Source organism: Streptomyces sp. NPDC044571 (assembly GCF_040647115.1).
In the GTDB taxonomy this organism is placed as follows: domain Bacteria; phylum Actinomycetota; class Actinomycetes; order Streptomycetales; family Streptomycetaceae; genus Streptomyces.
In genome coordinates, this window is sequence record NZ_JBEZBN010000006.1 from 133948 (window position 1) to 148745 (window position 14798).

Annotated in this window: 11 protein-coding genes; 8 read left to right on the forward strand and 3 right to left on the reverse strand. The window is 70.7% G+C overall.

Annotated features, from left to right (window positions below):
- The first annotated feature begins 65 nt into the window (after positions 1 to 65).
- Both AB0B01_RS05325 and AB0B01_RS05330 read left to right on the forward strand, forming a co-directional pair.
- Positions 66 to 656: a TetR/AcrR family transcriptional regulator gene (locus AB0B01_RS05325; protein WP_361713092.1), complete on the forward strand. Its 591-nt coding sequence runs from the start codon at positions 66 to 68 to the stop codon at positions 654 to 656.
- 116 nt (positions 657 to 772) lie between these two features.
- A complete protein-coding gene (locus tag AB0B01_RS05330) occupies positions 773 to 2974 on the forward strand; it encodes an MMPL family transporter (protein WP_361713094.1) in 2202 nt (733 codons plus the stop codon).
- Between the two features lie 89 nt (positions 2975 to 3063).
- On the opposite strand, the gene AB0B01_RS05335 is transcribed toward AB0B01_RS05330, so the two are convergent.
- Positions 3064 to 3567, reverse strand: a complete 504-nt coding sequence (locus AB0B01_RS05335; RefSeq protein ID WP_361713096.1) for an SsgA family sporulation/cell division regulator — start codon at positions 3565 to 3567, stop codon at positions 3064 to 3066.
- Positions 3568 to 3781: 214 nt separating this feature from the next.
- On the opposite strand from AB0B01_RS05335, the gene AB0B01_RS05340 reads away from it, so the two are divergent.
- The 4 genes from AB0B01_RS05340 to AB0B01_RS05355 are packed head-to-tail and all read left to right on the forward strand — an operon-like array spanning position 3782 to position 7598.
- Positions 3782 to 4846, forward strand: a complete 1065-nt coding sequence (locus AB0B01_RS05340; RefSeq protein WP_361713098.1) for an energy-coupling factor ABC transporter permease — start codon at positions 3782 to 3784, stop codon at positions 4844 to 4846.
- A gap of 1 nt (position 4847) precedes the next feature.
- Complete coding sequence (gene cbiQ / locus AB0B01_RS05345) at positions 4848 to 5609, forward strand: cobalt ECF transporter T component CbiQ (RefSeq protein ID WP_361713100.1); 762 nt, start codon at positions 4848 to 4850, stop codon at positions 5607 to 5609.
- A complete protein-coding gene (locus tag AB0B01_RS05350; RefSeq protein ID WP_361713102.1) occupies positions 5606 to 6397 on the forward strand; it encodes an ABC transporter ATP-binding protein in 792 nt (263 codons plus the stop codon). The genes cbiQ and AB0B01_RS05350 overlap by 4 nt, the downstream gene beginning before the upstream one ends.
- Positions 6398 to 6425: 28 nt before the next feature.
- Complete coding sequence (locus AB0B01_RS05355; RefSeq protein ID WP_361713104.1) at positions 6426 to 7598, forward strand: serine hydrolase domain-containing protein; 1173 nt, start codon at positions 6426 to 6428, stop codon at positions 7596 to 7598.
- 113 nt (positions 7599 to 7711) lie between these two features.
- Here the strand turns inward: AB0B01_RS05355 and AB0B01_RS05360 are convergent, their stop codons facing one another.
- Positions 7712 to 9343 (reverse strand): penicillin-binding transpeptidase domain-containing protein, encoded by a 1632-nt coding sequence (locus AB0B01_RS05360; protein ID WP_361713105.1) that lies wholly within the window; start codon positions 9341 to 9343, stop codon positions 7712 to 7714.
- 570 nt (positions 9344 to 9913) lie between these two features.
- Between AB0B01_RS05360 and AB0B01_RS05365 the strand changes: the two genes are divergently transcribed.
- Complete coding sequence (locus tag AB0B01_RS05365; RefSeq protein ID WP_361713107.1) at positions 9914 to 11140, forward strand: hypothetical protein; 1227 nt, start codon at positions 9914 to 9916, stop codon at positions 11138 to 11140.
- Between the two features lie 565 nt (positions 11141 to 11705).
- Here the strand turns inward: AB0B01_RS05365 and AB0B01_RS05370 are convergent.
- Complete coding sequence (locus AB0B01_RS05370) at positions 11706 to 13418, reverse strand: phospholipid carrier-dependent glycosyltransferase (protein WP_361713151.1); 1713 nt, start codon at positions 13416 to 13418, stop codon at positions 11706 to 11708.
- 235 nt (positions 13419 to 13653) lie between these two features.
- On the opposite strand from AB0B01_RS05370, the gene rsmI reads away from it, so the two are divergent.
- Entirely contained in the window at positions 13654 to 14511 is an 858-nt protein-coding gene (gene rsmI / locus AB0B01_RS05375; RefSeq protein ID WP_361713153.1) for a 16S rRNA (cytidine(1402)-2'-O)-methyltransferase, read from the forward strand.
- The last annotated feature ends 287 nt before the right edge of the window (positions 14512 to 14798 follow it).

The following is a 14798-nucleotide window of genomic DNA, read 5'->3' on the forward strand; positions in this document are numbered from 1 at the left end:
AGGGGAGTAGTATCGAGGCGTACGAAACAGTTTCGTTCGGATGGATGGACAAGGAGGTGTCGCAGATGATCGACGAAGTTCCCTCGCGGCGCAGCCGGATCACCCCCGAGCGGGAAGCCGAGCTGCACGGGGCGGTCCTCGACCTCCTGCGCGAGGTCGGCTACGAGGCGTTGACCATGGATGCGGTCGCCGCCCGTACGAAGTCCAGCAAGGCCACCCTCTACCGCCAGTGGGGGAGCAAGCCGGAGCTGGTCGCCAAGGCCCTGCGGTGCACCCAGCCGATGTCCCTGCGGGAGATCGACACGGGTAGCCTGCGCGGCGATTTCCACCTCATGGTCGAGCACTCCGACGATGCGCAGATGGCCAAGGACACCGCGCTGATGCGGGGTCTGGCCCATGCGGTCCACGAGAGCCCGGAGCTTCACAAGGCACTGCGGGACCTGCTGGTCGACCCGGAGATCACCGGTCTCCAGCTGATGCTCCAGCGGGCCGTGGACCGGGGCGAGGTCGCCCCGGACTGTCCGGCCCTCTGTTTCGTCCCGCACATGCTCGTCGGCGCGTTCATCGCGCTTCCGCTGATCGAGGACCGGTCCGTCGACCGGGCCTTCCTCGGGGACTTCATCGACGCCGTGGTCTTCCCCGCCCTCGGCGTCTGAGTCTTCGCGCACGTCCCTCTGCTGCTCCTGACACGCCGCTCTCGTCGTCGGGCCGGCTTTCCACGCCCTGATCCATCCCGGATCCATCCCACGACCTGAACGGGAGAACCACCTCAGTGGCCACCTTCCTCTACCGACTCGGCAGGGGCGCCTTCCGGCGCCGCGGTCTCGTCGCCCTCGTCTGGGTGGCGCTGCTGTTCGCCGCCGGCTTCGGCGCCGCGACGGCGTCCGCCCCCACGTCGGGCTCCTTCTCGATACCCGGCACGGAGGCCCAGAAGGCCTTCGACCTGCTGGACAAGAAGTTCCCGGGCATGGCCGCCGACGGCGCCACCGCCCGCATCGTGATCAAGGCGCCCGCGGGCGCGACGGTCAACGACCCGAAGAACAAGGCCGAGGTCGAGAAGATCGTCTCCGGCCTGAAGTCCGGTCCCGGCGCGGCCCAGGTCGCCTCGGTCACCGACCCGTACCAGGCCCAGGCCGTGAGCCAGGACGCCTCCACCGCCTACGTCAGCGTCAAGTACGACGTCAGCGGCATGGAGCTCAAGGACGAGACGCGCGATGCGCTCAAGGGCTCGGGCACGCAGGCCAAGGCCGCGGGACTGACCGTCGAGATCGGCGGCGACGCGCTGATGACGGCCCCCGAGACGGGCTCGGGCGAGATCGTCGGCATCCTGATCGCCGGGATCGTCCTCGTCATCACCTTCGGCTCGCTGATCGCGGCCGGGCTGCCGCTGCTGACCGCGCTGATCGGTGTGGGCATCGGCGTCTCCTCGATCGCCGCGCTCGCCAACGTGCTGGACCTCGGATCCACCACCTCCACGCTCGCGATGATGATCGGCCTCGCGGTCGGCATCGACTACGCGCTCTTCATCGTCTCCCGCTACCGCGTGGAGCTCGCCGAGGGCCGGGAGCGGGACGAGGCCGCGGGCCGCGCTGCCGGAACCGCTGGTTCCGCGGTGGTCTTCGCCGGTCTGACCGTGGTCATCGCCCTGGTGGGCCTGGCCGTCGTCAACATCCCGATGCTGACCAAGATGGGCTTCGCGGCCGCGGCCACCGTGGTGATCGCGGTCCTGGTCGCCCTGACGCTGGTCCCGGCCATCCTCGGCTTCGCGGGCAAGAAGGTGCTGCCGGCGGGCACGAAGAGCCGGCTGTTCGGCAAGGGCCGCCCGGCCGGCGCCACGCCCAAGCCCAACGGCGGCACTCGCTGGGCCCGCTTCGTACTGCGCCGCCCGGTCATGGTCCTGCTCGTCGGTGTGATCGGCCTCGGCGCCATCGCCATCCCGGCGAGCAAGCTGGAGATGGGCCTGCCGGACGACGGCGCCCAGCCGGTCTCCACCACCCAGCGCAAGGCGTACGACCTGCTGTCGGAGGGCTTCGGTCCGGGCTTCAACGGCCCGCTGCTCGTGGTCGTCGACGGTGACAAGAAGCTCGCCGACGAGACCCAGGGCCGGATCAAGGGCCTGGAGGGCGTCGCCGCGGTCACCCCGCCGGCTCCCAACGAGGCCGGCGACGCCGCCGTGATCACGGTCATCCCGAAGGACCGCCCGTCCTCGGTGGAGACCGAGAACCTGGTCCACACGATCCGCGACGGCAGCGGGGACGACGTCCTCGTCACCGGCGCGACCGCGATGAACATCGACTTCTCGCAGAAGATGAACGACGCGCTGCTGCCCTACCTGGCGCTCGTGGTCGGCCTCGCCTTCCTGCTGCTGATGGTGGTCTTCCGCTCGGTCCTGGTCCCGCTCAAGGCGGCCCTCGGCTTCCTGCTGTCGGTCGTCGCGGCCCTCGGCGCGGTCGTCGCGGTCTTCCAGTGGGGCTGGCTCGGCTCGCTGTTCGGGGTGGAGCAGACCGGCCCGATCATGAGCATGATGCCGATCTTCATGGTGGGCGTGGTCTTCGGCCTGGCCATGGACTACGAGGTCTTCCTGGTCACCCGGATGCGTGAGGCCTACGTCCACGGCGAGCGCCCGGGCCAGGCGGTCGTCACCGGCTTCCAGTACAGCGCCCGGGTGGTCGTCGCCGCCGCCGTCATCATGATCGCGGTGTTCTCCGGCTTCATCGGCGCCAGCGAGCAGATGATCAAGATGATCGGCTTCGGCCTGGCCGTCGCCGTCTTCTTCGACGCCTTCGTCGTCCGCATGGCGATCGTCCCGGCGGTGCTGGCGCTGCTCGGCCACAAGGCCTGGTGGCTGCCGCGCTGGCTGGACCGGCTGCTGCCGAACGTGGACGTGGAGGGCGAGAGCCTGCGCAAGCACCTCGGCGAAGCGGCGCAGGACACGGAGGGCCCGGACAAGGACCGCGAGCTGGTCAACGCCTGACGCCCGCGCGCCCTGTGGCGAACGGCCCGGCCCCGCACCCGATGACCGGGTGCGGGGCCGGGCCCGTTTTTGCCTGCGGCCCGCTGGGCCTACCGGGTGGCGGTGGGGGCAGCGGCCTCGGCGGGCGCGTACGTACGGCGCAGGAAGCGGCGCAGGGCGGCGATGTCGAACTGGATCACGGCGACACCCTCGGGGGAGTGGAACTCGACCACCGCCTGGACCCGGCCGCAGGGCCAGACGCGTACGTCCCCGGTCCCCGTCGGGATCTGGAGGCCGGACTCCAGGAGGGCCCGGGGGAAGACCCACTCGTTGTCGGTGCCCTCGGGCGACAGGCCCGCGGGGAAGACGATCCGGACGGCCAGGGGCTCCGTGGGAGTGAAGCGCAGGGCGACCGGGATCTTCCGGTAGAGCGGATCGTCGCTGATCACACGGGCGACGACGCGCTCCTCGACGGCGGTGGCAGTGGCGGTGGGGGTGGCCGTGGCCGTGGCCGTGGCGCCTGCGGGGGCCGCGGGGGCGTCGGCCCGGGAGGTCGCGGTCGCCGTGGTCGCTGTCGCTGCGGTCGCGGGGGGATTCTCGGCGGTGGCTGACACGAGAAGACTCCTCAGATCGGAACGTATCCGTCCGTATTGCCCCCAGCCTCGCACATTCCCACCATTGCGCGCGTCGGTCTTTGTGAGGTGGACGCTCTTGCCAACGGTTTGCAATAGGGCACTATTCTTGAGCGGTTAAAGGTTTTTCAGGTCAAGGCCCGGACAGCCCCGGGGTACCCCCCGGAGGAGTCCGGGGGAGAAGCGGAGCCCATCCATGCACGTGCCCGACGGATTCATCGACGCCCCCGTGTCACTGGCCGCAGGTGCCGCCGCCGCGGGAGCCGTGGCCGTGAGCCTGCGGGGTGCCCGCCGCGAGCTCGACGAGCGCGCCGCGCCGCTGGCCGGGCTGGTCGCCGCCTTCATCTTCGCCGTCCAGATGCTGAACTTCCCGGTCGCGGCCGGCACCAGCGGACACCTGCTGGGCGGTGCCCTCGCCGCGATCCTCGTCGGCCCCTACACCGGCGTGCTGTGCGTGTCGGTGGTCCTCCTCATGCAGGGCGTCCTCTTCGCCGACGGCGGCCTGACCGCCCTCGGCGTGAACGTCGTGAACATGGCCGTGGTGACCGTGGTCGTCGCCTACGCGGTCTTCCGGGGTCTGCTGAAGCTCCTGCCGGACACCCGCCGCTCCGTCACCGTCGCCGCCTTCGCCGGGGCGCTGCTCTCGGTGCCCGGCGCGGCCGTCACGTTCACCCTCCTCTACGCCCTCGGCGGCACCACCGACGTGTCCGTCGGCAAGGTGTTCACCGCGATGGTGGGCGTGCACGTCCTCATCGGCATCGGCGAGGCCGTGATCACCGCCGCGACCGTGGCCGCCGTGCTCGCCGTACGGCCCGACCTGGTGCACGGGGCCCGCACGCTCGCCTCCCCGCTGAAGCTGCGCGTGGGCGGCGAGCTGGTCGACGCCCCGGTCGCCGCCCCCGCGGCCGCCGCGGCCCGCCCCGGCGGCTCGACCCGGAAGGTGTGGGCCACCGGCCTGGTCACCGCGCTCGTGCTGGCCGGTTTCGTCTCCTTCTACGCCTCCGCCAGCCCCGACGGCCTGGAGAAGGTCGCCGCCGACCAGGGCATCGACCAGAAGGTCCAGGAGCACGCCGCCGCCGACTCCCCGCTCGCCGACTACAGCGTCAAGGACGTCGACGACGTCCGCCTCTCCGGCGGCCTCGCCGGGGTCATCGGCGTCGGCGCGACCGTCGCCGTCGGCACCGGGATCTTCTGGACCGTGCGCCGTCGCCGCGCGGACGAGTCGGCAGCCCTGCCCGCGAGCCCCTCCGCGGCGGGCTGACATGGGCGCCGGCCACGCCCACAAGCTCTACCGGCACGGCCACTCGCCGGTGCACGCCCTGCCGCCCCACTGCAAGATCGCCGCGGCGCTCGGCTTCGTCGTGGTTGTCGTGTCCACACCGCGCGAGGCGGTGTGGGCCTTCGGTCTCTACGCGGTCCTCATCGCCGCGGTCACGGCGACCGCCCGGATCCCGGCGGCCTTCCTGCTGCGCCGGCTGCTGATCGAGGTCCCGTTCGTCGCCTTCGCCGTGCTGATGCCCTTCGTGGCGCAGGGCGAGCGGGTGGAGGTGCTCGGCCTCTCGCTCAGCGTCTCCGGCCTGTGGGGCGCCTGGAACGTGCTGGCCAAGGGCACCCTCGGGGTCGCCGCCTCCGTCCTGCTCGCCTCCACCACCGAACTGCGGTCGCTGCTGCTCGGGCTGCAGCGCCTCAAGCTGCCCCCGCTGCTCGTCCAGATCGCCTCGTTCATGATCCGGTACGGTGACGTGATCACCGACGAGCTGCGCCGGATGTCGATCGCCCGACGCTCGCGCGGGTTCGAGGCCTCCGGCATCCGGCACTGGGGGGTCCTGGCCAAGACGGCCGGAGCCCTGTTCATCCGCTCCTACGAGCGCGGCGAGCGGGTCTACCTCGCCATGGTCAGCCGGGGCTACACCGGATCCATGCCGGTGATCGACGACGTCGCGGCCACGCGCGCCCAGTGGGCGTACGCGGCCGCCCTCCCCGTGACGGCCCTCGCCGTCTGTCTGATGGGATGGACGCTGTGACTCCTTCCGCCTCCCTTCCTCCGTCCTCCCTTCCCCCGTCCTCTCCTCCGTCCCTGGAGGTCAGCGGCCTCGCCTTCGCCTACCCGGACGGCCACCAGGCCCTCTTCGGCGTGGACCTCACCGTCGGACAGGGGGAGCGGGTGGCGCTGCTCGGTCCCAACGGCGCCGGGAAGACCACTCTGGTGCTGCACCTCAACGGCATCCTCGACGGCGGGGTCGGCACGGTGGCGGTGGCCGGGCTCCCGGTGGAGAAGCGCAACCTCGCCGAGATCCGGCGCCGGGTGGGGATCGTCTTCCAGGACCCGGACGACCAGCTGTTCATGCCGACCGTCCGGGAGGACGTGGCCTTCGGCCCGGCGGCCGCGGGCCTGCGGGGTGCGGAACTGGAGGCGCGGGTGCGCGGGGCGCTCGAACAGGTCGGGATGGAGGCCTTCGCCGACCGGCCGCCGCACCACCTGTCCTTCGGCCAGCGCCGCCGGGTCGCCGTGGCGACCGTCCTCGCCATGCAGCCGGAGATCCTCGTGCTCGACGAGCCCTCCTCCAACCTGGACCCGGCGTCGCGGCGCGAGCTCGCCGACATCCTGCGCTCCCTGGACGTGACCGTGCTGATGGTCACGCACGACCTGCCGTACGCGCTGGAGCTGTGCCCGCGCTCGGTGATCCTCAGCGAGGGGGTCATCGCCGCGGACGGGCGCACCCAGGACCTGCTGTGCGACGAGGAGCTGATGCGGGCGCACCGGCTGGAGCTGCCCTTCGGCTTCGACCCGCGTTCGGTATCGGTGGCATAAGTCGGATCAGGCGATTGTTGGACCGCTCGTGAACATCCAGGGTGTGGTGGCGGAGGGCTTCGAGGCCGTCCGGGACGCTTTCGTACGCAATTTCGAGGTGCTCGGGGACCGGGGCGCGGCGGTGGCCGTGTACCGGGACGGCCGCAAGGTCGTGGACCTGTGGGCTGGCCCCCAGGACGTCGACGGCGGGGAGGGCGGCCGGCCCTGGGCGGCGGGCACCGCGCAGGTGGTGCGCTCGGCCACCAAGGGCGTGGCCGCCGTCGTACCGCTGCTGCTGCACCAGCGCGGGCTGCTGGACCTGGACGCGCCCGTGGGGGCGTACTGGCCCGAGTTCAAGGCGGGCGGCAAGGAGCACGCCCTCGTACGGGACCTGCTCGCCCACCGGGCGGGGGTGCCGGCGCTGGACGTGCCGCTGACCCCCGCCGAGGCGGTGGACGGGAGCTCGGGGGCGCGTGCGGTCGCCGAGCAGCGGGCCTTCTGGGAGCCGGGCACGGCCCACGGCTACCATGCGCAGACGTACGGCTGGCTGCTGTCGGAGCTGGTGCTGCGGGCGACCGGGGCCTCGCTGGGCCAGTGGCTGGCGCAGGAGGTGACAGGCCCGAGGGGGCTGGAGTTCTGGATCGGCCTGCCGGAGGCGGAGGCGGAGTCGGGCCGGGTGGGCCGGGTGGGTCCGGTGGAGCCGCCGCAGACGGCGGCAGGTCTTCGGACGCGGCCCCGGCGAAACGTTTCGGAGGCGTACGCGGACCCCACCTCGCTGACCCGCCGCGCCTTCGCCGCGATCACCCCGCTCGCGGACGAGAACGCCCCGGAGTTCCGGGCCGCCGAACTCCCGGCCTCGGCGGGCATCGGCACCGCCCGCGGCCTGGCCGGCCTGTACGCGGCGCTGCTCGGCGACACGCAGGACGGGCCGCGCCTGTTCACCCCGGAGACGGTCCGCCTGGCGGGTACGGAGCTCTCGTCCGGGCCCGACCGGGTGCTCGTGGTCAACACCCGCTTCGGCCCCGGCTACATGCTGCACAGCCCGGCCTCGCCGTTGCTGTCCCCGGCCTCCTTCGGTCATCCGGGCCGCGGCGGGTCGCTCGGCTTCGCGGACCCGGAGGCGGGCATCGGCTTCGGCTACGTCACCAACGCCCACGCCACGTCGGTCACCGCCGACCCCCGCGCCCAGGCACTGGTCCGGGCGGTGCGCGCCAGCCTCTGACGCGGCCCGGTCGCAGCGCGGGTCCGGGGCGCTGTGCCCCTCCGGGGCCCCGAAACCCTTCGCCGCGTGGCCCGCGCCCTGCTTGCCGCTCGGCGCAGGACCCGGTCCCCGGCTCAGGAGTTGAGCACGGCCGCGACGATCGGGCCCGCCGCGTCCCCGCCGTGGCCGCCGCCCTCGACCATCGCGGCGGCCGCGACGTCACCGCTGTAGCCGGTGAACCAGCTGTCGGGGCTGCCCGCGCCGTCGACCTCCGCCGAGCCGGTCTTCGCGCCCTTGTCCGAGCCGCCGACCGACCGCATCACCTGCGCCGCGGTGCCGTTCGTCGCCGTCAGCCGCATCATCTGCACCAGCTGCTGCTGCACCGACGGCTTCATGCGCCGCTCCGCGGTCGCGAGCGTACGGCCGTCCAGGTCCGCCGCGACCAGCAGCGGCTGGTGGAACTGTCCGCTGCGCGCGGTCGCCGTGATGGAGGCCATGTTCAGCGGGTTCATGGTGACCTGGCCCTGCCCGATGTACGCGGCGGCCGCTTCCGCACCGCCGGCCACCGGGACCTTGCCGTCGGTGGACTTGATGCCCGTCTTCCAGTCCAGGCCGATGCCAAAGACCTCCCGGGCCTCCTTCGACAGCGCCGCGTCGTCCTTGACGTCGTCGATCTGCTTGATGAAGGCGGTGTTGCAGGACTTGGCGAAGCTGGTCGCGAAAGTGGCGCCGGGCAGCTCGAAGTTGTCCAGGTTGTGGAAGGTGCGGCCGCCCCAGGAGGCTTCCCTGGTGCATTCGGCCGGCTTGTCGGCCGCCGCCTTGCCGCGGTCGATCAGCATGGCCGAGGTCACGATCTTCATCGTCGAGCCGGGTGCCCGCGTGCCCTGCATGGCCGCGTTGAAGCCGTCCTTGCGGTTGTTGGCCACGGCCAGGATGTGCCCGTTGCTCGGCTTGACGGCCACCACCGAGGACTCGGGGTAGCGGGCGACGGCCTTCTCCGCGGCCGCCTGCACCGTCGCGTCCAGCGTCGTCTTCAGCGTGCTCGGCTCACCTTCGACCAGGGTCAGCAGCGTCCGCTTCGGCGCGTCCTGCGCGGTCGGCTCGATCCACAGCTCGGCGCCCGGCTTGCCGCCCACCTTGCCGCCGTAGGTCTGGCGCAGCTGGTCGAGGACCGGCCGCAGCGAGGGGTACTTCTCGGCGGTCAGCTCCTCGCCGGAGCGGTCGACCGCCTTGACCGGCGGGGCCGCTGGAGCCCCCGCGCGCAGCTTCTCGTCCTTGCCGAGCTGCGGGTGGATGACCGAGGGCTGCCAGTCGACCAGCGGCTTGCCGCTGGTGAGCCCGCGCACGACGGTCAGCTTGGACTCGTACGCGAGCGGCTTGCTCACCCCCTCGTACGTGACTTCGGCGGCGACAGCGAACGGGATGGTCGTGCCCGTCTGCGCCCCCGGGGTGATCACGGCCTTGGACACGTACGCCTTGGCCCGGTAGTCGGCCACCGCCGTCTGCGCGGCCTGCACGTTGTTCGTCAGGTCGGCGGCCGCGCGCGCGTCGCCGGCCGCCCAGGCGGCGAGAAAGGCCTTCGCGGTCTGCGCGGCCTCCTTGTCGGTGACCGGCCCGCTCGCCTTCTCCTCCCGGACGGCTGCCCCGCCGTCCTTGCCGTGCCCCTGGCCGCTGTCCCCGACCAGGGCGTACACCCCGTACCCGGCCCCGCCCACCATCGCGAGAAACACCCCGCCGACGATGGCACCCTTCGCCGCCCCGTTCACTGCGTCCCCTCCCCAGGATCCCCCGTTCTCTGAACGCGTTCAAAGAACCTCAGGTGCAGACCTTACGCGCTGCGAGCGAACGGTGTCACTCTTGTTACCGGACCGGAACATCCGCCCCTTGCGTCCCGACCACCCCGGGCACTCCTGCCTCCCCTGCGGCCACGCGAGTTGCAGAGATGACGCACCGTCAATCTGCCTGTACGCCGAGTTGCCCGCCCCGAACCCCCGGGGCCGGGCCGGCGCTCAGCTCGTGGTGATGGGTTGGCCGTCGTACTCGCCGCCTATGCAAGTCCACAGGCCGGTACCGGAGTCGTACTCCACACTTCCCTTGGCCTTCACGCACGTCGGCCCGGTGACGGCCGGTACGACAGCCTGCGCAACAGGAACCGCGGCGCCGAGAACGGCCAGCATGAGGGCGGCGGTGAACCCGACAAAACACATACGGCAGCCCGGATGCGAAGAGGAGTTCGCGGCTGCCGCCCGCTTCGCCGTCCCCACGAACGCAAGGCCAAAGACTTGCCGTGCCTGACGTCTTATGTAGAAGCATATCCGACCCTTTAACATAACGGCATGGCTCTGAACTCTCCTAAAGTTCTGGCGACGCTTCGATTTGCCCTCTTGTCTGATTTTTTCGCCTTTTCGGGAACTGCTCTCGTCGATACTGTTCGCTTCTGGGACGCCCAAGCCGCCACTATTCTACTACGATTCGCTGTAGGGATCATCAGTCTGGTCGCCTGGCGTGATGTCGGTCGGCTTTCGCGTGGTCGGCAGCGGAAACCGTGGGAGTTTCCAAGCGTTGTTGCCAGCCAGGCGTCCGCCCTCCCCCTCCTGTTCATCCCAATCAGCATCGAGCTGAGCAGTCGCGTTCACGATCGCTGGGACATTGGCGTATTCTGCATCACTTTACTATTGCTAATTGTTGCAGTTGTCGTGCTTTTTGGTGCGATTATGGAGCACCCGGCCGGCCTGCTGAAAGGTGCGTGGGTGGTAGTCGTGGCACTTCTCCCGTTGGCTGGGGCGATCCAGTTTTGGTATCTGACTTTCTTCAAGCCAACTTACGAGCGCCCGCGGGTAAATGTGGTCGCCCATCTTGATGATGTGGGTCGGTATAAGGGTGTCACTCACATGCGCGCAACCGTGGAGTTGGAAAATATCGGAGCAGCCGAGGTGAACGTTCTCGGCGCCATGTACACGGTGACAGGGCACGCTGTGGAGTCGCCAGACCACGTGTTGACGAATGGGGAGTTGAGCGCCAACCTAGGTATGCCCTGGCGTGTGACGTCGGCAGATTTGAGTCCTTTTAAAGGGTTGGTTAAAATCGGTCGCCTGGTGAGACCCGGCGGCCACTTGACTCCCGGTCAGAAGTTTTCTACATCGTTTGTATTTGATGTGAAGAATGATGCGCAGGAGAAACTCCGGCTAACCGTTCACCTGTCTCTGCTTACTCGTATCGGCAGTGACCTGGGGCCATTCAAGCCGTGCGAATCGCATGTGCGGCGGGACGGGGCGAAAGTGAACCCGGAGATCACGCTCCCGGAGGCATGCTTTCAGACCGCGGTACCTGCGCAGAGCTGGCTTCGTTTGGAGCTTGGTGACCGACCCGTTGCGCGCACGGCAGTAATTTTTCCCATGGAGCCTTCTCGTGGCCAGCCGTACATGCAAACGAGATTTCAATACGTCGATCGTGAGGTTGCTGATGAGAAGGGGTTGCGTGGAATCGCGCAGCTGGGAGAAATCGACCCTTTCGTCGTCAGTCGGGGATTCACAAGCAGCGTTGAGTACAGACTGGATCCATGATGGAGTTGTGCCTCGGGTGAAAGCCGCTGAGCTTGGCGCGTGGCGTGCTCCGTGCATTCGCAGGGATGAGCCCGGGCGCACCGGGGTCGGGCCCTTGCTGATCGCCGATTGCTCTCGGTGCACATTGGGGGCAAACCACGCCCGCGCATCAGCCGGGTGACATCCTGACATCAACGTAGCCGTACATCCGTGGATCTCCATGAACATGGCGCTGCTCGTACGGCCCGCGCCACGTGGCTGGCCAGACCCGGGGAGGGACTTGCCTCGGTGGCCCGCGCCTACGGATCAGGAGGCGGTCGGTCACGGTTGGTCCGCTTTCCATCTCCCCCGGATTTACGGCCGTCGGCGACGGTGGCGTAGGGGGGCGGTACCGGTGAGGGGTGACATCGCGGTGGTGCCTGAAGTGTCGGAAGTCGGGCTGCCCGGTGGCGCCGACAGGGTCATCTACCCGGGGCGGCCGGGGCCGTCTGTGGGCCGTCAGGGGCGGCCCATGACGGCCAGCGACCACCGCTGACGACCACGACGGGCCCGGCACCAGGAGGTGCCGGGCCCGTCGTTCTGCCTGCTAGACCCAGGTGTCCAGCCACATGCGGTTCCGCCAGGAGTCCATCGGGATCGTCTGGCCCGTGTAGATCGGCCAGAAGTAGATGAAGTTCCAGATGATCAGCAGCACCAGTACGCCCGCCGCGATCGCGCCCAGGGCGCGGCGGCGTTCCGTCGAGCCCGACGGGCCCAGGAGGGCGCCGATCATCATCGCCACCGCCAGGCACAGGTACGGGACGAAGACCACCGCGTAGAAGAAGAAGATGGTCCGCTCCTGGTAGTTGAACCAGGGCAGCAGGCCCGCTCCCAGCGCGCACGCGATCGCGCCCGCCCGCCAGTCGCGGCGGAAGAACCACCGCCACAGCACGTACAGCAGGGCGAAGCAGCCCGCCCACCACAGCAGCGGCGTTCCCAGGGCCAGCACCTCGCGGGCGCACTTGCCCGCCTCCGTCGCCGGGCAGCCGTCCGTGCCGGGCTCGGGGGACTCGTAGAAGTACGAGACCGGACGCCCCAGGACCAGCCAGCTCCACGGGTTCGAGTCGTACGTGTGGCCCGAGGTCAGACCGACGTGGAACTTGTAGACCTCGGTCTCGTAGTGCCACAGGCTGCGCAGCCACTCCGGCAGGAACGACAGGGCGCTGTGCTGGTCCTGCTTGGCGGCCCAGTCGCGGAAGTAGCCGCCCTTGCCGTTGTCCGGGCTCAGGATCCAGCCCGTCCACGACGCCAGGTACACCGCGACCGCCACCGGCACCGTGGACAGGAAGCCCGGCAGCGCGTCCCGGCGCAGCATCGCCGCGTACGGGGTGCCCGCGCCCGCGGTGCGCCGCGCCGCCGCGTCCCACAGCACCGTCAGCACCCCGAAGAAGGCCAGGACGATCAGGCCGTTCCACTTCGTGCCGAAGGCCAGGCCCAGACACACCCCCGCCAGGATCCGGTACGGACGCCGGCCCAGCCGCAGCGTCTCCGCGATCCGCACGTCCGGGTGGGTACGGCCCTCCTCGTCCACCGGCAGCGCGGCGGCGAGCCGGGCCCGCGCCCGGTCCCGGTCGATCAGCAGCGCCCCGAAGGCCGCCAGTACGAAGAACATCAGCACCAGGTCGAGCAGGGCGGTCCGGCTCATCACCAGGTGCAGGCCGTCCACCGCCAGCAGCGCGCCCGCCAGGCAGCCCAGGAAGGTGGACCGGAACAGGCGCCGCCCGATCCGGCACAGCATCAGCACCGACAGGGTGCCGAGCACGGCCGTCATGAAGCGCCACCCGAACGGCGTGAAGCCGAACATCCACTCGCCGAGTCCGATGACCCACTTGCCGACCGGCGGGTGCACGACGTAGCCGGGGTCGACGGGGAGTGCCACCCCGTCCGGGTTGGCGAGGATCGACTTGTCGATGTCCTTGGGCCAACTCGCCTCGTAGCCCTGCTTGATGGTGGCCCAGGCGTCCTTGGCGTAGTACGTCTCGTCGAATATCACCGCCTTCGGGCTGCCCAGGTGCACGAAGCGCAGCACTCCCGCCACCAGCGCCACCAGCAGCGGCCCGGCCCATGCCAGGAAGCGCTGCCAGCCGTCCGCCGCCGACTCGTGGATGCCGAGCGCCGTCCACAACTGGCCGGAGGGCCGGGCGTACGGGGGCACCAGGCGGGAGCGGACGTCCCCGCGCCCGGTCCGGGCGGGGGGCACGTAGCCGAAGGCGCGCAGGCGGCGCAGCCAGGTGGACGGCTGGTCTTCGCGCCCCGCCACGGGGGCGGGCGGGGCCCCCGCGGGGCTGGGCGGCGGCGTCGCGGTACTGGTCACCGGGTCATCGTAGGGAACGCGCCTGTGCGAACCCCAGCTCCGGGGCGGGCCGGTGTGCGCCGGACGGGACGCATGACGTGCCGGGCGGGACGGCTGAGAGGATGGGCGGGTGACCACTGACCAGCCCCGCCGCCCCGAAACCCCCGCCACCGCAGCCACGCCCGCAGGCCCGGCCGCAGGCCTGACGGGCACGCTCGTGCTCGCCGGCACCCCGATCGGTGACCTCGCCGACGCCCCGCCCAGGCTCGCGGCCGAACTGGAGCGCGCCGACGTGGTCGCCGCCGAGGACACCCGGCGCCTGCGCAGGCTGACCCAGGGGCTCGGCGTGCACACCACCGGACGCGTCGTCTCGTACTTCGAGGGCAACGAGTCGGCCCGGACCCCGGAGCTGGTCGAGGCACTGGAGAACGGCAGGCGGGTGCTGCTGGTGACCGACGCGGGCATGCCCTCGGTCTCCGACCCCGGCTACCGGCTGGTGGCCGCCGCCGTGGAGAAGGACATCAAGGTCACCGCCGTCCCCGGGCCGTCCGCGGTGCTCACCGCACTCGCCCTGTCCGGGCTGCCCGTCGACCGGTTCTGCTTCGAGGGGTTCCTGCCGCGCAAGGCGGGCGAGCGCCTCGGCCGGCTGCGCGAGGTCGGGGGCGAGCGGCGCACGCTCGTCTACTTCGAGGCCCCGCACCGGCTCGACGACACCCTCGCCGCCATGGCCGAGGTCTTCGGCGCCGACCGGCGGGCCGCCGTCTGCCGCGAGCTGACCAAGACGTACGAGGAGGTCAAGCGCGGCGGGCTCGGCGAGCTGGCCGCCTGGGCCGCCGAGGGCGTACGCGGCGAGATCACCATCGTGGTCGAGGGCGCCCCCGCGGCCGGACCGGGCGACGTGGACGCCGAGGAGCTGGTGCGCAGGGTGCGGGTGCGCGAGGAGGCGGGGGAGCGTCGCAAGGAGGCCATCGCGGCGGTGGCGGCCGAGGCCGGCGTACCCAAGCGCGAGGTCTTCGACGCGGTCGTCGCGGCAAAGAATGCGACACAAAAGGCGCCGTAAGACGGTAAAGAGCTAACCTGAAAAGCAAAGCTCAGACCGCGCACCGGGCGCTTTGGGCATGAGTCGCCCAAAGTCCGTCCAACAGTAGACAGGGCCTGATGCGCTCCCGCCCGAAGAGGCGTCCACTGGCAACGGCACCAGTGGAACAAGAGGAGCTGGCATGAGTGAGATCGCAGACACCTCGGCACCCGCCCCGGCCCCCGCAATCGCACCGACCGCGCAGACCGCACCGACGGCACCGACCGCGCAGACCGCGCCCGGGGTGCACACCGTGCACGAGGCGTACT

Coding starts and splice junctions, on each gene's coding strand:
- AB0B01_RS05325 (WP_361713092.1), top strand. CDS start 66: ATGATCGACGAAGTTCCCTCGCGGCGCAGCCGGATCACCCCCGAGCGG.
- AB0B01_RS05340 (WP_361713098.1), top strand. CDS start 3,782: ATGCACGTGCCCGACGGATTCATCGACGCCCCCGTGTCACTGGCCGCA.
- cbiQ (WP_361713100.1), top strand. CDS start 4,848: ATGGGCGCCGGCCACGCCCACAAGCTCTACCGGCACGGCCACTCGCCG.
- AB0B01_RS05365 (WP_361713107.1), top strand. CDS start 9,914: ATGGCTCTGAACTCTCCTAAAGTTCTGGCGACGCTTCGATTTGCCCTC.